This window comes from Trichocoleus desertorum AS-A10, from assembly GCF_039962155.1.
GTDB lineage: Bacteria > Cyanobacteriota > Cyanobacteriia > FACHB-46 > FACHB-46 > Trichocoleus.
In genome coordinates this window covers 79,994-103,948 of the sequence record NZ_JAMPKN010000013.1, presented here as the reverse complement: position 1 = coordinate 103,948, position 23,955 = coordinate 79,994, and the positions used below count along the sequence as shown (strand labels likewise).

Genomic DNA, 23,955 nt, shown 5'->3' with positions numbered 1-23,955 from the left:
CAGAGTATTTTTTGGAGGCAAATTTCTATGCCCTTTCCCCGTGCCAGTGGTATCCTGCTACATCCAACGAGTCTACCCGGTCGTTATGGCATTGGTGATCTAGGGCTGGAAGCGTACCAGTTTATTGATTTTCTGGCTCGCAGCGAACAGCGCCTGTGGCAGATATTGCCTCTAGGCCCCACAGGCTACGGCAACTCCCCGTACATGAGTTTTTCGACGATGGCAGGGAATCCGCTGCTGATTAGCCCTGACATTCTGAGAGACAATGGCTTCCTGAGTGAAGATGACCTCCGCGATGCTCCTGGCTTTGCGCCCGACAAGATTGATTTCGAGCAGGTAATTGCTTGGAAAATGCCTTTGCTACGGCAAGCCTGTGAGAACTTCAAGCAGAAAGCTAGCCCAATTCAACGGACAGAATTTGAAGGTTTCTGTCGGGGCAAAGCAACTTGGCTAGAAGACTACAGCTTATTCATGGCGCTGCTAGAGGCACAGGAAGGTGGTAGCTGGGTGGAATGGCCAGAAGAACTACGGCTACGCAAGCCAGAAGCGTTGGATTTGTGGCGGGATAAGCTAGCGGATCAGATCTTCTTTCAAAAATTCTTGCAGTTCGAGTTCTTTCGGCAGTGGAGAGAGCTAAAGACTTACAGTAATGCTCAAAACATCCGGATTATTGGTGATATTCCCATTTATGTTGCCCACAACAGTTCCGATGTTTGGGCTAATCCAGAAGTGTTTCAACTCAATTCTGAAACAGGTCAACCTCTGGAAGTTGCGGGTGTGCCACCCGATTATTTCTCTGAGACAGGACAGCTTTGGGGTAATCCGCTCTACAACTGGGGTTACCTGGAGTCAACCAACTTTACTTGGTGGGTGGAGCGAGTCCGGGAAATCTTGGCCCATGTAGATATGATTCGCATCGATCACTTCCGAGGATTAGAAGCTTACTGGTCGGTTCCTGCGGGTGAAGAGACGGCAATCAATGGGCAATGGGTTAAGGCTCCTGGTTATAAGTTGTTTGAAGTGATTCGCCAACAACTTGGTAGTTTGCCAATCATTGCCGAGGATTTAGGGGATATTGATCAAGCTGTGCTCGATCTGCGCGATCATTTTGGCTTCCCTGGCATGAAGATTTTACATTTTGCCTTTGGTAGTGATGCCAAAAATTCTTATCTACCTTTTAATGTGGACGCGAACAGTGTGATCTACACGGGCACCCACGACAACAACACGACGCTGGGCTGGTATCAGCAAGCGCCAGATTACGAGCGCGATCGCCTGCACCAATACCTTGCCTGCACTGGGCCTTATGGAATTGTTTGGGATCTGATCCGTCTGGCTATGAGTTCTGTGGCCAATCAAGCCATTATTCCAATTCAGGACGTGTTTAGCTTGGGTTCTGATGCCCGAATGAATGCTCCCGGTACATCAGAAAATAACTGGGCTTGGCGATTCCGAGCCGAGGCAATGACCCAAGACTACAGCAACCGCCTCAAAGAGATGGTTTACATCTACGGTCGCCAAGGGGATAAGGTGTAGAGTTAAGCGCGATCGCTCTCTGGCATGAACACCCATTTTTATCTTGCCAGCTTTCCTTGACCTATCTGGTACGGCACCGTGATGAACAGATTTGCTCTGCTGAAACAGTTGAAGTGTAGCTCGGCAACGGCTGTGGTTATCACTGCTGGTGTCGTTGGTTTGGCGATCGCGTCTTGCCAAAGCACCAGCAATTCTGGCGGAGCAAATCAGTCTCCTACTACAACCACTACTGATAATGCCAAAGGGCTGAAGTTGGGTGCCTTGCTGCCCGCTACAGGTGATTTGTCTGCGGTAGGGCCGCCGCTTTTGGATGCTGTTTCTTTGTTAGTGCAGACTGTTAACCAATGTGGTGGGGTGAATCAGGCACCTGTGAGTTTGGTGTCGGAAGATGACCAGACTGAACCTGCGGCTGGGGCTGAGGCGATGGCGAAGCTGGTGGAAGTGGATCGAGTTGCGGGTGTGGTGGGTTCCTTTCCCAGTAGCGTTTCGAGCGCAGCGGTAGATGTGGCGGTACGCAACAAGGTGATGCTGATTTCTCCGGCTAGCACCAGTCCTACGTTTACGGAACGCGCTAAAAAAGGTGACTTTCAGGGATTTTGGGCGCGGACTGCCCCACCGGACACTTACCAGGCCCAAGCTTTAGCTAAATTGGCCCAGCAGCGAAACTATCAGCAAGTTTCAACGATTGTGATCAATGATGATTACGGTGTGGGGTTGGAGAGAGAGTTTACTCAAGCCTTTAAGCAGCGCGGAGGTACGGTAACAGGTGAGGGCAAACCTGCCCGCTATGACCCCAAAGCAACGACCTTTGAATCAGAGGCCGCACTTGCCTTTGCCAACAAACCCGATGCCGTTGCCGCATTTATCTATGGTGAGACAGGCAGCTTGTTTCTCAAAGCCGCTTATCAACAAGGTCTGAGCCAAGGGGTACAGATTATGCTGACCGATGGCGGTTATTCAGAAGACTTTGCCGAACAAGTAGGCAAAACCAAGGATGGCAAGTTTATTCTGGCAGGGGCGATCGGGACGATTCCAAGTGCGGACGGTAAAGCTCTGGCCGCTTTCACGAAGCTCTGGCAACAGAAACAAGCTAAACCCTTGAGTGCTTTTGTCCCCCATGCTTGGGATGCGGCAGCACTCTTAGTACTAGCAGCAGAAGCAGCAGACAGCAATACTGGTGAAGGCATTAAGAACCAACTCCGAGAAGTAGCTGGCCCAACTGGAACTCCTGTGACTGATGTGTGTGATGGTTTAGCCCGTTTACAAAAGGGCGAGCAGATTGACTACCAAGGCGCTAGCGGCAATGTAGATATTGACGAGAATGGCGATGTGGTTAGCAGCTACGATGTCTGGACGGTAAAGGATGACGGCACGCTACAGACTATTGGTAAGGTGAATCCTGCTCAGTAGGTTTAGATTAGTTTTACAGCTGGAGGCGATCGCTTACTCTTAATTACCCGAGAACCCTGGCTTTCAGCACCCTCGACATTTTCTGGCGCGAGAAAGCATGAAAGTACGATTTCGGCAGGCAACCGAAGCAGATTTTGATTTCCTGAACAAAATGCACGCAGCTTGTCTCAAAGAACATGTAGAGCGCATTTATCCTTGGAATCCTGACTTATTTGGCGAAACCTTTAATCCTCATCTGATCCGAGTAGTTCTGGTTGACCAGATCGAGGTAGGAATGTTACAGCTATTGCAGTGTGGAGGGGAACTGTATCTTGGCAATCTCTTGATTCTGCCTAGATTTCAAAACCATGGCATTGGCACTTTAGTCCTAAAAAATGTCCTTGAACATGGGCAAGCATTAAATTTACCTGTGCAGTTGCAGGTGCTTAAACAGAACCCAGCTAAGCGCCTTTACGAGCGGCTAGGCTTTATTAGCGTTGGGGAGACGAAGACACACTATATTATGCAATGCTCCCTAGCTCTTAAATTTGGAGCACTATCATCTAGCCAAAGAGATAGCTTTTGGCAGCAATAAATCGAAACTCGAGACTGATGTTGTAATAATAAACAGTTGCTAAATTCAGGACGCTTGCTGTTTATATTTCAGGTTATCTATGCCCTTTCCCAGAGCTAGCGGCATCTTACTGCATCCCACCTCATTTCCTAGCCGATTTGGTATTGGTGACTTAGGCTTAGAAGCCTATCGCTTCATTGATTTCTTAGCCGACAGTGCCCAACAACTTTGGCAGATTCTACCCCTAGGGCCGACGGGTGAGCCCTGGAATTCACCTTATCTGTCGTCTTACTCTTCGATGGCAGGTAACCATCTGCTAATTAGCCTCGAACTGTTGCGCGACAAAGGGTTACTAGCAGAAACAGATTTAGCCGATTTGCCAGAGTTGCCAATGGTAGTTGACTTTGCCAAAGTGCGTCAAATCAAAATACCCTTGCTGCAAAAAGCTTGGCAGAACTTTCAAGCAAAAGCTTCAGCCGTACAGCAAAAAGAATTTGAAGGATTTTGCAAAGGGACCGCATACTGGCTGGACGATTACGCCCTATTCATGGCGCTGAAAGATGCGTTCCAGGATACCAGTTGGCCCACTTGGGAACCCGCGATCGCCAAACGCCAAGCAGACGCGATCGCTCAGTGGCAAGACAAACTTCAGGCTGAGATTTGGCTGCACAAATTCCTGCAATTTGAGTTTTTTCAGCAATGGTCAGCGCTGCGCAAATACGCCAACTTACGCGGGATCAAAGTAATCGGCGATATTTCTATTTACGTGTCTCAGGACAGCGCCGATGTGTGGGCAAACCCAGAAAACTTTTGTCTCGATCCTGAAACGGGAGAGCCTGCGTTGATGGCGGGGGTTCCACCCGATTACTTCAGTGAAACTGGGCAGCTTTGGGGCAATCCCGTTTATAACTGGGAGCGGCTGCAACAAACTGGCTTCAAGTGGTGGGTGCAGCGGTTTCAAGCCCTGTTCGACTACGTGGATATGGTTCGGGTTGACCACTTCCGAGGGTTCCAGGCTTATTGGGCGGTCAAGCAAGGTGAAACCACTGCCATGAATGGGGAGTGGATTGAAGCTCCAGGTGAAGCTTTATTTGAAGCGCTGAAGCAGCAATTTGGGCAACTGCCCGTACTCGCGGAAGATTTGGGTGTGATCACGCCAGAAGTGGATGCCTTGCGCGATCGCTTTGGTTTCCCCAGCATGAAGATTTTGCAATTCGCCTTTGGCGACATGGGGGACAAAAACTTTTTACCCTTCAAGTACTTAGCTAACAGCGTGGTTTATCCGGGCACCCACGACAATGAAACGATTGTGGGCTGGTTCAATCGCCTTTCCTCTAGCGATCGCGACGCTGTCACTCAGTATTTGGGTTGTTTAAGCGAAGCAGGGGTCAACTGGGACTTTATCCGTCTAGCTCTTGCCTCGGTTTCCAATCAAGCTATCATCCAGTTGCAAGACGTGCTAGGTCTAGACAACGAGGGCCGCATGAATGACCCCAGCGACAACGCAGGCAACTGGACCTGGCGATACCAGGCAGATGCTTTGACTCCAGAAGTCCGCGATCGCCTCAGAACAATGACGGAGTTATTCGGTCGCGCTCCCTAAACTCAAACCTAATCCAGGCTGAACGGCTTTGGGTTCAAGTTTGAATCGCTGGGCTTAAGGATGATCGATTAACGGATTGCCACGCGATCGGATGGTACCGGGAGGACTGTAGGAGTCAAGTTGTTTGGCTCCGCTCCCGGTGCTCCGGGTGAGAGTTGGGCTGCATTCGTATTCGCTTCAAAAGTGACCTCCTCTACCGAGCCTGGGTCGCCCAGCTGCTTCGCCTGCTGATCGTTAAGTCCTACAAGCACACCCCCGGCGTTACCAGCCCTTAGAGTTAACTGTTCATCAGCCATCCAAGTGCGTTGAGTTCCTTCTGGTAAAACTCCCTCAAATTCGGTCTTACCATCAGTGACCACTCGAATCCAAGATTGAGCCTTGAAAGTGACGCTGACTCGGACTGGCTTACCAGAATCATTGGCGTTTTGAGGCATGGCCAGGAGCCCTGCCAAACCTGAAGTCGCAGGTTTTATCTTGCCCTGAGCAGGCACTTTAACAGGGCTAAAAGGCCCAAAAGCTTGGTTGGCTACTACTGAGTTAGCAGCCTGGCCTGGTTGAGTGCCAGGTGGTTGATATGCCTCTATGTTGGAAATTGTTGATGTACCAGAACGGTTCATCAAATAGGACAAGCTATTGACTGCAAACACAATCAAGCAGACATAGACCACATACAAGTGGACGGGCCGTAATTGAGCGGCAGGTAGGTTGCGCCAAGGCTGTTGAATTGGTCGCAAGATGGGAGCCGTAGGAAATGAACTAGCAAATGCTGCCCCGTTAATCCCTAAGGCATCGGCAAACTGTTTAATAAAACCTTGAATATAAACTGGCTCAGGCAACTGCTCTAGATCACCTGCCTCAATAGCATTTAGAAGGCGCATTTGGATTTTGGTCTTCGCTGCAACTTCTTCTAAAGACATTCCTTGGTCTTGGCGAAGCTGGCGTAAGTAGGACCCCATTTCCTGAAGTTTGTTGACTCGTTCTTGCTCTAGTTGTAGGGTTGACTTCTTCATACGCTATGCTCCTTGACGTCTGCCGCACTATTTATAAATTTGTCTAGTATTTTTGTATACTCACTGGTCTTACGGACCAGTGCCTTGTTTAGGGTTAATAGTTTCCGTCTGTAAAAAGTTAATTTCATAATCTGTCAGGGTTCGGTATTGGCCAGGAGGAAGTTGTTTGAGTTGAATGGGGCCGATCGCGACCCGGTGTAACTCTAAAACTGGATGCCCTAGCTGTTCTGCAACTCGTCGAATTTGGCGATTTCTACCTTCATGCAGCACAATCTCCAAGAGAGCTTTCCCCATTTGCCGATCTAGTACACGGACTTGTGCCGGTGAAGTTTTTCGGTTCGATAGCATGACCCCCCGACGCCATTGCTGCAAAACTGCCTCCGAAGGACGACCTTGCACCCAAACATTATAAGTTTTAGGAATTTGATGACGAGGGTGCGTTAACAAAAACGTTAATTCACCGTCATTAGTTAACAATAAAGCTCCAGTGGAGTCAAAATCTAGACGACCGACAGGATGCAGACCTTGACCTTGTTGCAGGGCTTCAGGCAGTAAATCCAAAACTGTAGACCGCTGCCAAGGATCATCACAGGTAGAAACGACCCCTACGGGTTTGTTGAGCAGGAGGTACAGATGCTGAGGTCGCTGGGTGGGTTGGATGATGACTCCATCCACTTCAATGCGATCGCGTTGTGTATCCGCTTTCTGGCCTAGTTGCGCTACAGTACCATTTAAGCGAACTCGCCCATCAAGAATCATCTTCTCCGCATGGCGGCGAGAAGCGATGCCCCATTGGGCCAAGATTTTATGCAGCCGTTCTTCCATAGGGGACTGCTCTGTAGACTATGTGGTCATCAGATATGTACAAATATTACAGGAAGATGGGCTAGAGAAACGAGTCTCAGCTTTTTATAAATGGGTGAGATTGCTGACAAGGCAGAAAAACCTGTAACCATGCACCTCCCGTTTCTGGATGATTGCTAGCACTTACAGAGCCTTGATGCGCTTCCACAATCTGCCGGACAATAGCGAGTCCTAGTCCACTGCTACCACTCCGTTGAACCTCTGCCTCTGGAGGGCCAAAATTGTGTAGCTCTCTTCGCGGGGAGGCAGTTGTAGCCTGACTAATTGTTACCTCTAGTGGGTTTCCCGGATGCATCGTTGGTGTGGGAGAACCAAGCCCATTAGATTTTTCGGGCATTGGCACCTTGATCCGGGTGACGGGGTTTTGCACTTCTAAAGACGGGCTGGTACCAGACTGGCGCGATCGCGAGGGATCAACTTGATAAAACCTGTCAAATACGTAGGGTAGAGCACTTTCTGGAAAACCAGATCCCGAATCAATCACCTCCAAGCAAACCTGTGATTCAACTGATTCTGTAGCCTTAAGAGCTACCTCCTGAACCCTGATCTGAACCCTGATTGCCTCTTGGGAAGGGCTATATCTGATACTGTTATCCAACAAATTGAGCAATACCCGGAAAAGCCGGGGACCATCCGCCTGAATGAGGATTACCTCAGGCCCGTGGTACGAAAGTTGCACGTGTTTTTTGCGAGCTAGGGGTTCGAGGCTAAGCCAAGCTGACTGAATTAGCTCTGCCAGGTTGAGCTGGCCTAGGTTAAGGCAGTAAGGAGCCCCGCGCTCAATTTGTTTCAGGTCCAGAAGGTCTTGGACCAAATTGCTCAGCCGAATTGCTTCGTTTAGCAGCCGATCGATCCAGTTGCGTAACGGTGGCTCTAGGCGAGTTTGTAAGGTTTCGGCTACCAAACGAATTGAGGTTAAAGGAGTTTTGAGTTCATGCGCCACATCCGAAATCCAGCGATCGCGCTGCTGAGCGAGGGTTGCGGCTTCTTGGCGATTCTCTAGAAAAACGCCTACCTGACCTCCTAACAAGGGCAAGCCATAGCCTCGCAGCGGGCAGGTGGATTGGCGGGAAATGCTAACGGGATCAGGGCTACTCAGGTGAAATACCCACTCGCTATCACAAGGTTGCTGGGCATCACGAGTTTGCTCGATCAGTTGATCGAGTTCATAGGAGCGCACCAGTTCCAGCAACAGACGGGGTTTGCTAGATTCCCATTGCTGAATCCCTAAAATCTGGCGCGCTTGGGCGTTACACCAAGTTAATTGGTTGTCTTCGTCTACTTGTAAGTAACCCACAGGGGCACTAAAAAGTACCTGTTTCCAGGTTTCAACTTCTTGTTCTAGCTGTTGGCTGAGTTGTTTTTGGTAGGCGATCGCGAGCGTAAGCCGCGAAGTCAGAGAAGCAGGCGAACCCCAAATTTCTGACTGTAAATCTCGCGCTAATATCGCCAATCGCTGATTCAGCCGCAGCCGATACCACCCCAGCAGAGCTAGACCAAGTGCGAGTCCGAGGAAAAACCCTAGGAATTCCACAGTAACGGCAATGGCGATCGCAGAGGACAATCATGTCTTTGCGTAGCGTTTCTACCAAAAATTGACATACCTAGGGGCCATCGAAGTTTGCGAACGAGCCTGTTTTAGCCAAACCGATAACCGAATCCGCGTACCGTGAGTAAATACTCAGGGTGGCTCGGATCAAGCTCTAGCTTTTCTCGTAACCAACGAATATGTACATCAACCGTCTTGCTGTCTCCCATAAAATCTGGTCCCCAAACCCGCTCAATTAGCTGCTCGCGGGACCAAACTCGCCGAGGATGACTCATGAATAGCTCTAAAATCCGAAACTCTTTGGGAGAAAGGTTGATCTCTTCACCCCTCACCATAACCCGACATTCTTGGGGATAAAGAGTGATCTCTTGAAACTTTAGAATCGGTTCCGGAATGGTTGGTTGTGTATGCCGATGCCGACGGAGTAGAGCACGACAGCGAGCAATGAGTTCTCGCATGCCAAAAGGTTTAGTCAAATAATCGTCTGCACCCACTTCTAGCCCCACTACGCGATCGGTTTCGCTGCCTTTCGCACTCAGCATTAAAATTGGGACACTATTGCCCTCATGGCGAATCAATCGGCACAGATCCAGCCCGTTGATGTAGGGCAGCATGAGGTCAAGGATGACCAAATCGAGTTGGGCCGCTTCATTTTCGCTGCCTGCTTCAGATTTTAGGGTCAGCTCTGCCACACTGCGTCCATCTTCAGCGACTAAAACTTCATATCCTTCTTCTGTTAGCGCTAGAGCAATCGTTTCACGAATCAGCTCTTCATCTTCGACAATTAAGACTCGTCCCAGTTTCAATTTAGGTTGTGCCCTAGCCGCTTCTAGCGATAACATAGTTGCCATTTTGTTGCAGTTGTTTTTTGGGAACCCAGGCTGATCTTATCATTGGTCCCCCAAGCGGTTAGCGACAACCTCAAGTAAGGTATATCTACTTACTGGTCAGCGGGCAAAATGGCAGTGAAAGTTTTTGGAAACAAATTCTCATTGCCATCTTGGTCTGAATGGAACCGCAGCATTGATCTAGCTGTGGATTAGATCTAATGCTGCTACTGCACATCCATTTCCCGGATCAGCCACCTACCATCGCGGCGCACTAGGTTATAGCGCACTCGAATGGTTTCGCTAGGGTAGGATAAGCTGCGATCGAGTTGCCCATTGACGTAGAAGGCAGCAGCTTCACTCACTTCCACATCAATCCTGGCTTGATTGGGGTCAACATCGCTCATTTCGACGGCATCAATTGATCCAATCGAGTGCCGATACTCTCGGTGGGAATTGCTACCCTTGTCGTCTTCAGCTTGTTGTTGCCATTGCGCCAAAGCACCATCAGTCAAAATTTGATTTAACTGAGTAGTAGCGTGATTGGGACCGAGAGCAGCCGCCTTAGCAGACAACCAAGTTTGCACCACTGTCTGAGCTGCTTCTTTAGTCAAGGGACCTGCGGTAGCCTGGGCCGTATCTTCAGGGTCAGGTACGGCAATCAGTGGGCGATCGAGCGAGATCATGGGTTGATTTGCTTCTAACTTGGGTCCCCGTGAGTCTTGGAGGGCACCTGTGGCCCAGCCAAAGGCTTTGGTCGTTAAATACCCTAGGGCTGCGAGTCCTAGTAAGCCAAGTAAAAACAGCAAAATCGGCTTGGATTTTTTTGCAGATGTTGAGGTGGCCTCTCCTCCCCGCCGAGGCGGTAAGTCTTCCGGATCGGGAACTCGGAGGCCATTGGCAACCTGACCCCGCGATCGCTCTCTAGGTGGTGGCCCTGAATGATCCAGTGCCGCAGGGCGCAATGAATTATGAGCATTGCCGTCTCTGGTAACGATTCCCGAGGTAGGACGCTGGCTAGAGGGCGGAGTTACTGGAACTGAATTCGAGGGCACTGGGGTTGTGTGCTCTGCCCCCACTTGCCCTAATTGAGAAACTGTGGTGACTGCCCGAGTCGCAGGGGCAACTCTAGGTTCTGACTCCACGCTTTGCTGTAGGCGGGTAGCGGTGGCAGGTGGTTGTGAGTAGCTGCCGACTTCGCGCCCATTGCTAAACTGACCCGCGTTTCGCGTCGAGCTAGATTGTCCATTGGTCTCAACTTTGGAGGAGCCTGCCCAACCATTGCTGTTAGGAGATTCGTTGGGTAACTCTTCTAAATAAGCCTGAACTTGTTCGTTAGCAAAGTAATCTTTCAAAGAAACTTGCTGCTGAGCTAGGTCACGGAAGTGAGGAAAGACTTCCTCTTGCAGCCAGCGCTCACTGTAGAGACAGAGACCTGGCAACAGATCTGGTGATCCCTGCGAATTCTCTCGAATAAAGGCTAAAGGCTCGTAGTCGTGGCTTAGCTCTAAAGCGCGACTTGCTTCTTCAGTTTGACCTAGAAGGAGCGCACAAACCGCTTGCTCTAGATGCACATCTTGACGGCTACCTAGCCGCACTAGCATCAGCTTGGCTCGTCGGATTAGGGCAGGCTCGCATTGAGCAAATCCTTGGGCGAGTAAAGCGTAGACGGCTAAATAGGTAGCCACAGCCGAAGGACGACGTGCTTCCTCCTCAAATAAGGTTTGCTGCTCCGCGGCACTTAAGTAGCCCCGTAGCTGCTGAATAAAGCGGAGAAAGTCGTCAACGTTAAGACCAGATTGATCGGTGCCAGTGCCATCAATCCCACCCCGCTCTTGCAGCATTTCCCGAAGCAAACGCAGTCCTTGCCGTCGTTCGGTCGTGCTTTCTTCAGGTAGCGCTAGCAGCTCTAACACTCGGTAAGGTCGCAACTTGTATAAGTCCGTCTGAACTTCACCCCGAACGGTAGCAAATAATCCTTCGCGTAATAACAATTCCTGCCCTGCTTCTAAGGACTCTGCAGCGTTTTCGTATTGTCCTTGTTGCCATTGCTCTCGTCCTAGCTCTAAGCAAGCTAAAGCGACGGTGAGGATAATGTCGGCAAAAACAATATCTGGCTCGCCAAAGCGTCCATTCTTAAGACTGCTGTTGTTACCCAGATAGGTACGCCCCAGTTTCAGCACTAGTTCGTACTCACCAAGCTCTAGCAAGATGAGCAAGGCACCCACAAGTTGGTCATCGTGGATGTCAACACTAGGCGTGTACGGGTCGCTGCTGGCATCTGTGGATTCTGCAGGTGTTGTAGTTGACGAGGTGCCAGGGCGATCGGGCTCGAGCTCGTAGGTTTTAGCGAGAAAATTAGCGTCATAGGCCTGACGCTGATCAGGGTCGGATAGAACAGCATATGCTTCGTCAAGCAGCTGCTTTCGGGCAGCGATCGCTGCCTCAGAGTATTCACGCCGAGGAAGTTGCAAGGCGCGATCGCGATGAGCCTGTTGCAACTGTTCAGCAGTGGCCTGGATAGGTAGGCCCAAAATTCGGTAGTAATCGAGCGGAATTCGCACGGTTCACTTCCCCAGCGGCAAGCAACTAAATATTAATCTGTGAAAACCCAAGAGGTTGTCAAGATAGTGCCACAATCATAACCCGTGACCCTTACTGGGCGAGTGTACCAAGATAAGGAAAAATTTGTACCAAGGAATATAACTTTTATATAAGTTTTAACAAGTTAAACGTTGAAACTCTAAGCAGTAAAACCTTGGCTAGCAAACTTCGCTGTTATGCAGCCTGCTGCGGTTAAGGTGACAAAATTTGATTTTTGGGTCATGAGGACGCTATTTTGATTCAGGTGCTAGTGGCAAAACGTCAGCACTTCAGCACATCAAATATTTAGTGTGCAGCTTCACCCGGTATTGCCAAAACACTGAGAGCGCTATGCCTTCGTTTTAAGTAGACTGGGAAAATCTGGCAGGTACAAGAAGCTGGCTTTCCACAGGAAAGTCAAACTAGCTCGATAAAATTTAGCTTGGGTATTGCTGCGAGGGTACTACAAATCAATGGTTCAGGAACGGACTTTACCAGTATTTCAAGCTGCTTCGGCACAAATTACCAAAGAAGAAGGTTTAAGGCTCTACGAAGACATGATCTTGGGCCGCTTCTTCGAAGATAAGTGTGCGGAGATGTACTATCGGGGCAAGATGTTCGGATTTGTTCACCTCTACAACGGCCAAGAGGCTGTATCGACAGGGGTGATTCAATCGATGCGACCCGGAGAAGACTACGTTTGCAGCACTTACCGTGATCACGTGCATGCCCTCAGTGCTGGGGTTCCAGCCCGAGAAGTAATGGCAGAGCTATTTGGTAAAGCTACAGGTTGCAGCAAAGGGCGGGGTGGTTCGATGCACCTCTTCTCAGCTGAGCACAATCTGCTGGGTGGGTTTGCCTTTATTGGTGAAGGGATTCCGATTGCTTTAGGAGCTGCTTTTCAGAGCAAGTACCGTCGGGAAGTCTTAGGAGATGAGACGGCAGACCAAGTCGCCGCTTGCTTCTTTGGAGACGGCACCACTAACAATGGCCAATTCTTCGAGTGCCTCAACATGGCAGCTCTGTGGAAGTTACCCATCCTGTTTGTGGTAGAGAACAACAAGTGGGCAATTGGGATGGCCCATGAGCGGGCTACTTCTCAACCAGAAATCTACAAAAAAGCCAGCGTCTTTGGCATGCCTGGTGTAGAAGTGGATGGCATGGATGTGATGGCAGTACGGGCTGTCGCTCAAGAAGCTGTGGCACGGGCACGGGCTGGCGAAGGCCCGACCCTCATTGAAGCCCTGACCTATCGCTTCCGAGGCCACTCTTTGGCTGATCCGGACGAACTTCGTACTAAGGATGAAAAAGAAGCTTGGCTGGCTCGTGACCCCATCAAGAAGTTTGCGGCTTGTTTAATTGAGCAAAACTTGGTAAATCAAGAGGAACTCAAGGCAATCGAGCGCAAAATTCAATCGACGGTCGATGAGGGCGTGGAGTTTGCGCTATCCAGCCCTGAACCTGACGCTAGCGAACTGTATCGATTTGTGTTTGCCGAGGACGAATAATCTAGTTACCCTTGCGGCTGGAATCGGGCAGGTGAGCAGCTTGTCCGATTTTTGTCTGCTGTTTTCCTAGAGTGGGCGATCGCCCTGCTGCATAGCCAGAATCTGAATATACGGATGATTCACTTCAGCAGTTATGATTATTAATTTGGATCACCAAACCAATTTCGACCATTAGATTTTGACCAGTAGACTGTTGCCGCAACTCAGAGGTATCGATGGCAGAGACTTTCTTGTTTAACGCCCTACGTGAGGCCATTGACGAAGAAATGGCCCGCGACCCCTCCGTGCTCGTGATGGGGGAAGATGTAGGCCACTATGGCGGCTCCTACAAAGTCACGAAAGATCTGTACAAAAAATACGGTGAGCTGCGGATTTTAGACACGCCTATTGCCGAGAACAGCTTTACAGGCATGGCAGTAGGAGCCGCAATGACAGGGCTGCGCCCGATCATTGAAGGCATGAACATGGGCTTCTTGCTGCTGGCCTTTAACCAGATTGCTAATAATGCTGGGATGCTGCGCTATACATCTGGTGGTAACTACAAGATCCCGATGGTGATCCGAGGTCCGGGTGGAGTTGGCCGACAGCTAGGGGCAGAACACTCCCAGCGTCTAGAAGCTTACTTCCAGGCAGTACCTGGGTTGAAGATTGTGGCTTGCTCAACTCCTTACAACGCTAAGGGTTTATTGAAGTCTGCCATCCGAGACAACAATCCAGTTTTGTTCTTCGAGCATGTGCTGCTGTACAACTTGAAGGAGAATCTGCCCGAAGCAGAATACACGCTGCCTCTAGACAAGGCGGAAGTGGTGCGGCAAGGCAAAGATGTGACGATTTTGACCTACTCTCGGATGCGTCATCATGTCTTACAAGCCGTAAAAACCTTGGAAAAAGATGGCTATGACCCAGAGGTGATTGATTTAATCTCCCTCAAGCCATTGGACTTTGACACGATCGGGGCTTCGATTCGCAAAACGCACCGGGTGATCATCGTAGAAGAGTGCATGAGAACCGGTGGGATTGCTGCCGAGCTGATTGCTTCAATCAACGATCGCTTGTTTGATGAACTGGATGCTCCCGTGTTGCGTCTTTCCTCCCAAGACATTCCCACGCCTTACAACGGCACCCTAGAAAATCTCACAATTGTGCAGCCACAACAAATTGTTGAAGCTGTGCAAAAAATGGTGGCCCTACGGGTGTAGCTAAGATAGGTTTGAGTGTTGAGGTTGAACTCTGAATTAACCTTCAAGCTCAACACTCAAAATTCCAAACTCAGGATTTATGCAAAGACAGCGTTCATTATTGGCTTTAATTATCGTCCTCGTCATCGCCTCGATTGTGACGATCGCGAAAGTTCCAGTGCGGCTAGGGTTGGACTTACAAGGGGGATCTCAACTTACCCTGCAAGTAAAACCATCCGAAAATGTGAAGGAAATCACTCCTCGCGTGATGGAAGCTGTGCAGCGGGTGGTAGAAGGACGGATCAACGGATTAGGAGTGTCTGAATCGGTGGTTCAGACGGTCGGGGAAGACCAACTGTTGGTGCAACTTCCCGGAGTTAGCGATCCGGAGCAGGCAGAGCGGGTGCTGGGTGGTACCGCTCAGTTAGACTTCCGGAAGCAAAAACCAGGAACAGAAGCTCAGCTAGGCGTGGAGTTTCAGGTGCGGCAAGAACTGCAGGCTAAGCAGGCAGAGTTGCAGAAACAAGGCGCTGGTAATGAGGCAGCACTGGCCGAAAACCAAGCGGCGATCAAGCGCAGTAATGCGGCGATCGCAGAGCTGTTTGAGCGGAGTGGCTTAACGGGAGGAAACCTCCAAGATGCATCGGCTGAGCCTGCCGCAGCCAGTGGGAATAACTGGAATGTCTCCCTCAAGTTTGATTCTAAGGGAGCAACGCTGTTTGCAGATTTAACCAAGAGTTTGGCGGGAACCGGACGAAGCATTGGCATTCTCTTAGATGATCGCTTGATTAGTGCCCCCACCGTCGGCGTTCAGTTTGCTCAAACTGGCATTACAGGTGGTGGCGCTGTAATCGAAGGCCGTTTTACGGCTGAAGAAGCGAACGATTTGGCAGTGCAATTGCGGGGTGGCGCTTTACCTGTCCCTGTGGAGATCGTGGAAAACCGCACAGTGGGAGCGACTCTAGGAAGAGATAGCATCCAGCGCAGTATTTATGCTGGGTTGGGTGGTTTGTTTCTAGTGTTGATCTTTATGGTGGTTTATTACCGCCTGCCCGGTGCGATCGCCGATCTAGCCTTAGTCATCTATTCGCTACTAACCTTTGCCACCTTTACCCTGCTGGGTGTGACGCTCACCCTGCCTGGAATCGCAGGATTTATCCTCAGTATTGGTATGGCCGTAGATGCCAATGTCTTGATTTTTGAACGGACCCGTGAAGAATTACGCGCAGGTAAAACTCTGTATCGTTCTGTAGAATCTGGCTTCTATCGAGCTTTCTCTAGCATCCTAGATAGTAACGTCACGACGGTAATTGCTTGTGGTGCTTTGTTCTGGCTAGGCGCAGGTTTAGTGCGAGGGTTTGCCCTGACGCTGGCTTTAGGAGTCATGATTAGTATGTTTACCGCTGTTACTTGTAGCCGTACTTTAATGCTGCTCGCGATCAGCTTTCCTGCCCTACGCAAAACTGAACTCTATTGCCCTAAAGTACCCGCGTCTAATCAGCCTCAAGCAGGGGTGACTCCATGAAACTCAATGTCATGAAGCAGCAAAAGCTGTGGTGGAGCATTTCATTGGTGATCATTCTGGCTGGTTTGGTGGCAATGGCGATCTCTTGGACGCGCCCTGACATCAAAGCGCCTCTACGCCCCAGCCTAGACTTTGTTGGCGGAACTCGGATTCAATTTGAACTGGATTGTGCAGTACCCAACAACTGTGACCAACCAGTGAATGTAGGTACAGTACGTGAAGTGCTGGACAAACAAGGTCTGGGTGGGAGCAGTATTCAGGTAGTAGGGCAAAATCAGCAAGCCGTTTCCATCCGCACCAGAACCCTGAATGTAGATGAACGGACCCAGCTCCAAGCTGCTTTAGTCCAAGCAGTCGGTAAGTTTGATGCCAAAACTACTCAGATTGACACGGTTGGCCCCACGATTGGTCGTCAGCTATTCACTTCTGGGATGTTGGCGCTGATTGTTTCTTTTGCCGGAATTATCGTCTACATGAGCTTCCGGTTTCAGTTCGACTACGCTTTTATGGCGATCGTGGCTTTGTTCCACGATGTTTTGGTCACAGTTGGCATGTTTTCAATTTTTGGCCTACTGTTTGGGACCGAAGTGGATAGCTTGTTTATTGTGGCGCTGCTCACGATTGTGGGCTTCTCGGTTAACGATACCGTCGTGATTTACGATCGCATCCGGGAGACTATTATCCTCAATCCTGAACGCCATATTGACGATATTGTTGAGGATGCAGTCAACCAAACCTTGACTCGCTCCATCAACACCACTCTCACCGTCCTGTTAACCCTGTCGTCAATTTTCTTCTTTGGTGGAGAAACGCTAAAGAACTTTGCCCTCGCTTTAATTGTTGGTTTCACGATGGGAGCCTACTCTAGCATCTTCATTGCCAGTACTCTGCTGGCTTGGTGGCGCAGGCGTAATGGTCAAGCAATCCCAGCGTTAGCCACCAGTGCTCCGGCGATCGATGCTTCTGTTAGCTCTGAGGATGCCTAACTTTGCCTCAGAGCAATTGCTGCTTCGAGCTAGCTAGAACTTATGGAGCAGTCTGACCACACCCCAGAATTGACCCACACCCCCAAGCTTTCGCCAGAACTGGTAAGGCTGCATGAGTTAACAGTTTGGGGGCGATGGTGTTTTGTTCTCTGCCTCTGGCTAACGATTGGCATCCTCAGTCTTTGGGGATTACGAGGAGAATTTGCTTTGTGGGTGCAGTATTTTACTTGGTCAGCCGTTCGCTATGGGTTTGCTTACAATCCAGTACCCACATTTGGGCTGGGTTTATGTATCGGTTTAACCGTAGCAACTCTGGTTTGGCAAAGCCGCAACATTCTCCTGGGGCTGCCTGCACCAGAAAAACAACGCTTAGAGCGACAAGTGCAGCGAATTCAGCAGCAAGGACCGAGCCATCCTCTCTGGCGCTGGGTTTATGGCGATCGCGCTACTCCAGACAAGTAGATTCCTATAAGCAAATGACTTTAGCTACTTGAATCGCTTTTGCGAACCTTGATAGCGAATGGATTCAGCCACAAAGGCAACGAAACCGGACGCCAAGATCAAGACGACGCTGAGCGCGTTGATATCTGGTTTCACTCCAGTGCGGATGCGGCTAAAAATTTCCATTGGTAGCGTAGTTGCTCCCCCTCCGGCCGTGAAACTGGCAATGAGAAAGTCATCCATGCTCAGCACAAAGGCCAACAGACAACCAGAGACGATCGCTGGCATGAGTTCAGGTAACAACACCTGCATGAAAGCTTGAGTGGGCGTGGCTCCTAAGTCTAGCGCTGCTTCCTCTAAGTGAGAATCTAGCCCAGTTAAACGAGTGGAGACGACGATCGCCACATACGATAAGCAAAACACCACATGGGCAGCCACAATCGTCCATAGGCTGAGGGGAATTGCCACCACGGCTAAGAAAACTAAAGTGGCAACGGCGATCGCGATGTCGGGGATAATCAAGGGCAAATACGACATCCCTCGGTACAGCCCTTTTCCTGGAAAGTGATAGCGGGTTAAACCAACTGTCATCAGCGTTCCTAGCACGGCTGCGATCGCCACCGCTACTAAGGCCACGATTAAACTCGTTTGTAGAGCGGCTAAAATGCGCTCGTCAGCGAAAAACTTGCGATACCAGGCCAAAGTAAACCCTGTCCAACTAGCACTATAGGCTGACTGATTAAAGCTATAGAACGTCAGGACGACAATGGGCAAATACATGAACCCAAACATGAGCAGGGAGAACAGGGCCTGCCAGGAAGCACGGGGGTTCGTTTTGGCTTGCGGTCCAATCACAGAAACATGAATCCTTCGAGCGATAGTGTCTGAATCCTGAATGTTGGCACCCTGATGACTTAGTATGACCCGGCGATCGCCCAATTTAGCGTTTCGACGTGGAATCGCCATACTTAATTAGTAAAGCGATCGCCAGACTAACCGCCAAAATTAGCAGCATACTCAAAGCGGACCCAAATCCCCAGTTTTGCGTAGCCCCCAGAAACTGGTTGTAAATGAGGCGAGCCGCAGTCATGCTAGAAGCACCGCCTAATAGTTCGGGGTCCACGAAATCGCCTAACCCGGTAATAAACACGAGTAAGGAGCCAGCCGCAATTCCTGGTAAGGTCTGTGGTACTGTCACCTTCCAAAACGCTTCGCTGGGATGAGCTCCTAAATCAGCCGCCGCTTCTAATAGCCTGCGGTCGAGTTTTTCTAAAGAGGCGTAAAGAATTAGAACCATGTAAGGCAATAAGCTGTAGCTCATGCCAATTAATACAGCCGAGCTGCTGTTCAGTAAAGTCAAAGGCGGCAAGCCGATACTCGCGAGCAAAGTATTAAGGACACCTGTCGGCCTCAAGATGGTGATCCAGGCGTAAGAGCGCAGCAACGACGAAGTCCAAAGCGGTAGCACGAAACACAGTAACAATAAATTGCGCCAACGCGCCGGAGCCAGAAGGGCAATCCAATAAGCTACCGGGAAGCCCAGCAGCAGGCAAATGATGGTGGTATTAATGGCAAAAAATAGCGATCGCCCGATGACCTGTAGATAAATCGGCTGAAAGATCTGACTGTAGTTGTCTAAACCTGAGGGGTTAACGACATCTCCTGGTCGAATGCCTGGGACGAAGCTTAGTTCCAAAATTACTAAGGCTGGCATCACTAGCAACAAACTTAGCCAAATGCCAGATGGCCCTAGCAAGACCAATGGCCCTAACCACTTTGACTCCGGACGACCTATATCTGATGCAGCGGGAGTATTTCTGGAAGCAAGAGGCGTCATGCGTAGACCTAGGGAGATGAGACGACTATTATTTAACTGCTGGTTAGCTGCGTCCAGTAGCGATCATAGACTTCGCTGAACTGCCCAATAGGAGCGATTTGTTCGCACTTAGTCAGCAGTGACTCTGGCGGAAATAGGTTGGTGTTGTTGCGGATGTCGGCGGGTAGCTGAGCGATCGCCGCGCGATTAGGAGTAGCAAACTTCAGGCGATAACACACCTGAGCCATGATCGATGGCTGCAAAATAAAATTGAGCCAAGCATAAGCGGCTTCAGGATTTGGAGCTGACTTGGGAATCACCATCGTATCAGTCCATAAAGATGTGCCACTGCGAGGAATCACATACTTGAGATTTGGATTGTCTTGAGCTGTTTTAATGGCATCAGCCGAGTACCCCATCGCTAACCATAAATCTCCTGCCACCATTTGGTCGCGCCAAGCATCGGAAGTAAACGTAGCGATCGCGGGTTTCAAAGCCGCTAACTTCTCGTAAGCTTGCTCTAACTGGGCAGGTTGCGTGGAGTTGTAAGAATAGCCCAGCATCCGTAGGGTCGCGCCCATCACCTCGCGCACATCATTGATCAAGGTGATACGTTGAGTTAATTGCTTTTGGTTGTCCCAAAGATAATTCCAATCTGTAGGAGGTTCCTTTAGCTTTTGCGTGTTATAGATCAGTCCGGTGGTACCCCAACTAATCGGGATACTATAGCGATTGCCAGGGTCATAAACGGGATTTTGAAAGCGTGGCAAAAGCTGGTTGAGACCGCTTAAACGATTGTGATCCAGCTCGCTCAAGAGTCCGATTTCGCTCATCTGGCGGACCATATAGTCGGATGGCGAAATAATGCTGTACTCCGAACCACCTCCTGCCCGAATTTTGGCCAACATCGACTCATTTGAGTCAAAGACATTGGTAATGACTTCAATGCCAGTTTGCTCACTAAAGCTCTTGAGTAAATCTTCATCTGTGTAGTTAGACCAGGTGTAGATATAGAGCTTGTTGGAGGTGCCAGGCTGAGCTGCGGATTGCCTAACTTGGGCCAGAGTCCAACCACAACTGGAAAGCGCCAGCCCCGAAAGCGCGGATGCTGTAGTGTTTAAGAATTGCCGTCGCGTTGACATGCTGTCTCGAAAAATGTTGTTGTGCTACCTATGCAGTTAAAGCCAGACAGTCTGTAGCGGCCCAATAAACGTAGATAGGAGTTTCAGGATCGGGCAGGGCACCGACTGTATTCGGTTGCATGACTGTGACGCGATCGCCGGAAAGCAGTTCCACCACATAATGAACATGCGTTCCTAAATACATCACATGCTTCAGTCGTCCCTCAAAACAATTATGGGACACGCTAGGTGTATACAAACTCACCTGAATCTTTTCCGGTCGGACGCTCACCACGACTGGAGCCGTGATGGGTGAATTGCCAGATTCCCAAGGTTTGGCTATAACTTTGAGTCCAGTTTCTGTTTCTACCTTTAAGGAAGCGGTATCTGCTTCTACAACCTTGCCTCGGAAAAGATTTGTGTCTCCAATGAAATCTGCCACAAATGGCGTGCGGGGTCGTTCGTAAATTTCAGTAGGCGAACCGATTTGCTCAATCTTGCCCTCATGCATGACAGCGATGCGGTCTGACAAGCTCAAAGCTTCCTCTTGGTCATGAGTCACCATAATAAAAGTGACGCCCAGTTCTTGATGTAGATTGGACAGCTCGACCTGCATTTCTTTTCGTAGCTTCAGGTCTAGCGCCCCTAGCGGTTCATCTAAGAGCACCACAGCCGGACGATTCACCAAAGCCCGTGCCAAAGCAACTCGTTGTTGCTGCCCTCCAGAGAGTTGAGCTGGGAATCGATGGGCATAAGCCTCCATCTTGACCAACCGCAATGCTTCGCCTACACGTTCACGAATTTCGCCTCGGCTTTGGCGTTTAATTCTCAAGCCAAAAGCAATGTTGTCCCAAACCGTCAAGTGATTGAATAGGGCGTAACTTTGAAAAACTGTGTTGACAGGACGACGGTAAGGTGGAATCTGATTCATGGTTTGGCGTCGAATCAGCACCTCCCCAGCAGTAGCAGTTTCAAAGCCAGCGATTAATCGAAGGGTTGTCGTTTTGCCACACCCAGAGGGACCCAAGATGCTAAAGAATTCACCTCTGCGAATACTAAGATCGATGCCTCGGACGACTGCTTCACTATTGAAGACCTTGAAAACCTTACGAAGTTCAACATCAAACTCAGTATCGATGCCGATCGCATCCTGACGCTGTGTAGCAGTCTGAGACATAGTGGCGATTTCCTGCGCTGATTTCCCCACGAACGCAAAGCCAAATTAAATTTCTACCCTTTGAGAGAGGCAAGATTCGGCTTTGGTTTATTTTATCCACCTAACCAAGGTTAAGGAATGGGACTGTTCTAATCTATAGCTTGCCCAAACTGGTTTTGTAGATTAAAAGCTAAACACTGTTAAGCAAATAACTTTAACAGGGCAACCCAGTGAGCATGCAATAATTCTTCACTAAATCAAGATTTGCGCTTGGCGGGGAGACTAGCGGTAGACTAGGTAAAAACTCACTGCCACTAATTTCTCCGGACACAATTTTTCCGACCTTATGACTTTGACACAATCTCCTCCCATCATTCAACAACCCGCAGCGCGTACGGTTGGCAGAAGCTACCAGTCTATAGCTTTCATGTTGGTTGTCAGTTTATTAATGTTGGGTGGAATTGGCGGTCGGTTGGCTTACTTACAGTTGGTCGAAGGGAATCGGAATCGCCAGTTGGCAGAAAATAATCGCATTCGCTTGATCCCCAAGCAACCAGAGCGCGGCAAAATTTTAGATCGAGGCGGCAGCATCTTGGCTGGTAGTCGCCTGTCGCACTCAGTGTTTTTGTGGCCATTGGCGCGGAAGCAGTCTGAGTGGCCTGCGACTTTAAACCGACTTTCTCAGATTTTGCAGATCCCCGAAGCTGAAATCCAAAAGCGGCTAGAACAAGCAGGGTATACTTCTCCCTATTTAGTCAGGATTGCGCGGGGTGTAAGTCCAGCTCAAGTTACGGCTTTAGCCGAGTACTCCAGCGAGATGGAGGGGGTGGAGGTTGATGCAGAAGCCGTTCGATACTATCCTCACGGGGACTTGGCGGCTCATGTGCTGGGCTACACAGGTGAGATGAGCGATGAAGAGCTGGAAAAACGTAAGGATGAAGGATACCGCCTCGGCGATGTGATTGGCCAAATGGGCGTAGAGTCGGCCTATGAGAAACAATTGCGGGGTGAATGGGGCGGCCAGCAAGTGGAAGTTGATGGCATGGGTCAAGTTGTCCGCATTCTGGGTGAGAAGCAAACGCAGGCAGGTAGAGATGTCCGCTTAACCTTGGATTTGAAGTTGCAAAAAGCAGCGGAAACGGCGTTGGGCGATCGCAAAGGCGCGATCGTAGCCATGGACCCGAACAATGGCGCAGTTCTGGCCATGGTTAGCCGCCCTGCCTTCGATCCAAACCTGTTTTCGACCCGAATTACAGATGCTCAATGGCAGCGCTTGCAAAGTGAAGACCATCCCTTCGTCAACCGAGCCGTGCAGGGGTATCCACCTGCAAGTACGTTCAAAATTGTTACCACTACAGCCGCGATCGAATCTAATAAATATTCTCCGGACACTGTCCTGAATACCTACCCTTCTATCACTGTAGGAGGCATCGAGTTTGGTGACTGGAACCGAGCTGGATTTGGCGTTTTAGGGTTTGCGGGAGCCTTGAAATGGAGCAGCGATACATTCTTCTACCAAATCGCCATGGGAATTGGGGACCAGACCCTTATTCCTTGGACTCGACGATATGGATTTGGCCAGAAAACGGGTATTGAGCTACCTGAAGAAGCAGCAGGTTTAGTGCCAGATGATGCCTGGAAACGCAAGGAATTAGGGGAAGGCTGGTACCTGGGGGATACCGTTAATATGTCGATCGGCCAGGGCTTTCTTCAGTCCACACCTTTGCAAGTGGCAGTGATGTTTGCTGTGCCTGCTAATGGTGGTTACAAAGTTAAGCCTCACCTGTTCAAGGACAATGAAGCCGCCCGAAATTGGCGTGAATCTTTACAGCTCAGACCTGAAACCGTTGATGTTTTGCGGGCAGGCTTACGAGAGGTTGTGGACGGTGGCACTGGCGCTGCTCTCAATGTATCAACAATTCCGCCAACGGCTGGTAAAAGTGGTACTGCTGAGGACTTTGGCCGCGAATCTCATACTTGGTTTGGAGCTTATGCTCCCCTTGATAAGCCGCAAGTATTAGTTGTGGCGTTTGGCGAAAACTCTGGTGGCGGTGGCGGCTCGTTTGCAGCTCCCATGGTGCGGCAAGTTTTAGAAGCTTACTTCAATCCCAACAAAACAGTAAATCAGGCGGCTGCAATTGAGCCTGTTTTAACAGATTAAGGCAATTTTGAGCTGATGCTTACTGCCTGAATTAAACGACTCTGGCGTTGAAGGCTGTACTTCCAGCCCAGGAGCGTAGGTGCTTCCAATCCAGTGATACAATGCCAACACTAAAGGCAAATCAACTG

At 49.8% G+C, this 23,955-nt stretch carries 19 protein-coding genes; 10 read left to right on the top strand and 9 right to left on the bottom strand.

Features of this window, described 5'->3' with window-relative positions; translation table 11 throughout:
- Positions 1-27 precede the first annotated feature (27 nt).
- From malQ (NDA01_RS17680) to malQ (NDA01_RS17665), 4 genes are all read left to right on the top strand, one after another.
- The gene (gene malQ / locus NDA01_RS17680) at positions 28-1,536 is read left to right on the top strand and encodes a 4-alpha-glucanotransferase (RefSeq protein WP_348228974.1); all 1,509 of its coding nucleotides are present in this window, start codon (positions 28-30) and stop codon (positions 1,534-1,536) included.
- A gap of 81 nt (positions 1,537-1,617) precedes the next feature.
- Positions 1,618-2,946: an ABC transporter substrate-binding protein gene (locus tag NDA01_RS17675; protein ID WP_348228973.1), complete on the top strand. Its 1,329-nt coding sequence runs from the start codon at positions 1,618-1,620 to the stop codon at positions 2,944-2,946.
- A gap of 97 nt (positions 2,947-3,043) precedes the next feature.
- Positions 3,044-3,520 carry a GNAT family N-acetyltransferase gene (locus NDA01_RS17670; RefSeq protein ID WP_348228972.1) on the top strand — a complete coding sequence of 159 codons (477 nt, stop codon included), beginning with the start codon at positions 3,044-3,046 and terminating at the stop codon, positions 3,518-3,520.
- 79 nt (positions 3,521-3,599) lie between these two features.
- Positions 3,600-5,102, top strand: coding sequence for a 4-alpha-glucanotransferase (gene malQ, locus NDA01_RS17665; protein WP_348228971.1), 1,503 nt, complete (start codon positions 3,600-3,602; stop codon positions 5,100-5,102).
- Between the two features lie 68 nt (positions 5,103-5,170).
- Here the strand turns inward: malQ (NDA01_RS17665) and NDA01_RS17660 are convergent, their stop codons facing one another.
- From NDA01_RS17660 to NDA01_RS17640, 5 genes are all read right to left on the bottom strand, one after another.
- On the bottom strand, positions 5,171-6,112 hold the full coding sequence (locus NDA01_RS17660) for a helix-turn-helix domain-containing protein (RefSeq protein ID WP_348228970.1): 942 nt from the start codon (positions 6,110-6,112) through the stop codon (positions 5,171-5,173).
- A 69-nt stretch (positions 6,113-6,181) separates the two neighbouring features.
- The gene (locus NDA01_RS17655) at positions 6,182-6,937 is read right to left on the bottom strand and encodes a pseudouridine synthase (RefSeq protein WP_348228969.1); all 756 of its coding nucleotides are present in this window, start codon (positions 6,935-6,937) and stop codon (positions 6,182-6,184) included.
- Positions 6,938-7,013: 76 nt separating this feature from the next.
- Complete coding sequence (locus tag NDA01_RS17650; RefSeq protein WP_348228968.1) at positions 7,014-8,540, bottom strand: sensor histidine kinase; 1,527 nt, start codon at positions 8,538-8,540, stop codon at positions 7,014-7,016.
- A 74-nt stretch (positions 8,541-8,614) separates the two neighbouring features.
- The gene (locus NDA01_RS17645) at positions 8,615-9,376 is read right to left on the bottom strand and encodes a winged helix-turn-helix domain-containing protein (RefSeq protein ID WP_399313466.1); all 762 of its coding nucleotides are present in this window, start codon (positions 9,374-9,376) and stop codon (positions 8,615-8,617) included.
- 203 nt (positions 9,377-9,579) lie between these two features.
- Positions 9,580-11,916: an IMS domain-containing protein gene (locus NDA01_RS17640; RefSeq protein WP_348228967.1), complete on the bottom strand. Its 2,337-nt coding sequence runs from the start codon at positions 11,914-11,916 to the stop codon at positions 9,580-9,582.
- Positions 11,917-12,408: 492 nt separating this feature from the next.
- On the opposite strand from NDA01_RS17640, the gene pdhA reads away from it, so the two are divergent.
- The 5 genes from pdhA (at position 12,409) to NDA01_RS17615 (ending at position 17,594) form a co-directional block, all read left to right on the top strand.
- A complete protein-coding gene (gene pdhA / locus NDA01_RS17635) occupies positions 12,409-13,443 on the top strand; it encodes a pyruvate dehydrogenase (acetyl-transferring) E1 component subunit alpha (protein WP_348228966.1) in 1,035 nt (344 codons plus the stop codon).
- A gap of 215 nt (positions 13,444-13,658) precedes the next feature.
- On the top strand, positions 13,659-14,642 hold the full coding sequence (locus NDA01_RS17630; RefSeq protein WP_190438929.1) for an alpha-ketoacid dehydrogenase subunit beta: 984 nt from the start codon (positions 13,659-13,661) through the stop codon (positions 14,640-14,642).
- Between the two features lie 79 nt (positions 14,643-14,721).
- Complete coding sequence (gene secD / locus NDA01_RS17625; RefSeq protein WP_348228965.1) at positions 14,722-16,146, top strand: protein translocase subunit SecD; 1,425 nt, start codon at positions 14,722-14,724, stop codon at positions 16,144-16,146.
- Positions 16,143-17,132: a protein translocase subunit SecF gene (secF, locus tag NDA01_RS17620; RefSeq protein WP_348228964.1), complete on the top strand. Its 990-nt coding sequence runs from the start codon at positions 16,143-16,145 to the stop codon at positions 17,130-17,132. The genes secD and secF overlap by 4 nt, the downstream gene beginning before the upstream one ends.
- Before the next feature lie 42 nt (positions 17,133-17,174).
- Positions 17,175-17,594, top strand: coding sequence for a hypothetical protein (locus NDA01_RS17615; protein WP_348228963.1), 420 nt, complete (start codon positions 17,175-17,177; stop codon positions 17,592-17,594).
- A 24-nt stretch (positions 17,595-17,618) separates the two neighbouring features.
- On the opposite strand, the gene NDA01_RS17610 is transcribed toward NDA01_RS17615, so the two are convergent.
- Genes NDA01_RS17610 through NDA01_RS17595 form a run of 4 tightly spaced genes read right to left on the bottom strand, consistent with a single transcriptional unit; the run spans position 17,619 to position 21,687 of the window.
- Positions 17,619-18,539 carry an ABC transporter permease gene (locus NDA01_RS17610; RefSeq protein ID WP_190558527.1) on the bottom strand — a complete coding sequence of 307 codons (921 nt, stop codon included), beginning with the start codon at positions 18,537-18,539 and terminating at the stop codon, positions 17,619-17,621.
- Positions 18,514-19,410 carry an ABC transporter permease gene (locus NDA01_RS17605; RefSeq protein ID WP_348228962.1) on the bottom strand — a complete coding sequence of 299 codons (897 nt, stop codon included), beginning with the start codon at positions 19,408-19,410 and terminating at the stop codon, positions 18,514-18,516. The genes NDA01_RS17610 and NDA01_RS17605 overlap by 26 nt, the downstream gene beginning before the upstream one ends.
- 32 nt (positions 19,411-19,442) lie before the next feature.
- The gene (locus NDA01_RS17600) at positions 19,443-20,531 is read right to left on the bottom strand and encodes a polyamine ABC transporter substrate-binding protein (RefSeq protein WP_190558531.1); all 1,089 of its coding nucleotides are present in this window, start codon (positions 20,529-20,531) and stop codon (positions 19,443-19,445) included.
- A gap of 28 nt (positions 20,532-20,559) precedes the next feature.
- Entirely contained in the window at positions 20,560-21,687 is a 1,128-nt protein-coding gene (locus NDA01_RS17595) for an ABC transporter ATP-binding protein (protein WP_190438921.1), read from the bottom strand.
- A gap of 325 nt (positions 21,688-22,012) precedes the next feature.
- Between NDA01_RS17595 and mrdA the strand changes: the two genes are divergently transcribed.
- Complete coding sequence (gene mrdA / locus NDA01_RS17590) at positions 22,013-23,827, top strand: penicillin-binding protein 2 (RefSeq protein ID WP_190551941.1); 1,815 nt, start codon at positions 22,013-22,015, stop codon at positions 23,825-23,827.
- Positions 23,828-23,955 lie beyond the last annotated feature (128 nt).

Excerpts from the sequence above, each read along its gene's own strand:
- malQ (WP_348228974.1), top strand. The coding sequence starts at position 28 with ATGCCCTTTCCCCGTGCCAGTGGTATCCTGCTACATCCAACGAGTCTA.
- NDA01_RS17675 (WP_348228973.1), top strand. The coding sequence starts at position 1,618 with ATGAACAGATTTGCTCTGCTGAAACAGTTGAAGTGTAGCTCGGCAACG.
- NDA01_RS17670 (WP_348228972.1), top strand. The coding sequence starts at position 3,044 with ATGAAAGTACGATTTCGGCAGGCAACCGAAGCAGATTTTGATTTCCTG.
- malQ (WP_348228971.1), top strand. The coding sequence starts at position 3,600 with ATGCCCTTTCCCAGAGCTAGCGGCATCTTACTGCATCCCACCTCATTT.
- NDA01_RS17660 (WP_348228970.1), bottom strand. The coding sequence starts at position 6,112 with ATGAAGAAGTCAACCCTACAACTAGAGCAAGAACGAGTCAACAAACTT.
- NDA01_RS17655 (WP_348228969.1), bottom strand. The coding sequence starts at position 6,937 with ATGGAAGAACGGCTGCATAAAATCTTGGCCCAATGGGGCATCGCTTCT.
- NDA01_RS17645 (WP_399313466.1), bottom strand. The coding sequence starts at position 9,376 with ATGGCAACTATGTTATCGCTAGAAGCGGCTAGGGCACAACCTAAATTG.
- pdhA (WP_348228966.1), top strand. The coding sequence starts at position 12,409 with ATGGTTCAGGAACGGACTTTACCAGTATTTCAAGCTGCTTCGGCACAA.
- NDA01_RS17630 (WP_190438929.1), top strand. The coding sequence starts at position 13,659 with ATGGCAGAGACTTTCTTGTTTAACGCCCTACGTGAGGCCATTGACGAA.
- secD (WP_348228965.1), top strand. The coding sequence starts at position 14,722 with ATGCAAAGACAGCGTTCATTATTGGCTTTAATTATCGTCCTCGTCATC.
- secF (WP_348228964.1), top strand. The coding sequence starts at position 16,143 with ATGAAACTCAATGTCATGAAGCAGCAAAAGCTGTGGTGGAGCATTTCA.
- NDA01_RS17615 (WP_348228963.1), top strand. The coding sequence starts at position 17,175 with ATGGAGCAGTCTGACCACACCCCAGAATTGACCCACACCCCCAAGCTT.
- NDA01_RS17610 (WP_190558527.1), bottom strand. The coding sequence starts at position 18,539 with ATGGCGATTCCACGTCGAAACGCTAAATTGGGCGATCGCCGGGTCATA.
- NDA01_RS17605 (WP_348228962.1), bottom strand. The coding sequence starts at position 19,410 with ATGACGCCTCTTGCTTCCAGAAATACTCCCGCTGCATCAGATATAGGT.
- NDA01_RS17600 (WP_190558531.1), bottom strand. The coding sequence starts at position 20,531 with ATGTCAACGCGACGGCAATTCTTAAACACTACAGCATCCGCGCTTTCG.
- NDA01_RS17595 (WP_190438921.1), bottom strand. The coding sequence starts at position 21,687 with ATGTCTCAGACTGCTACACAGCGTCAGGATGCGATCGGCATCGATACT.
- mrdA (WP_190551941.1), top strand. The coding sequence starts at position 22,013 with ATGACTTTGACACAATCTCCTCCCATCATTCAACAACCCGCAGCGCGT.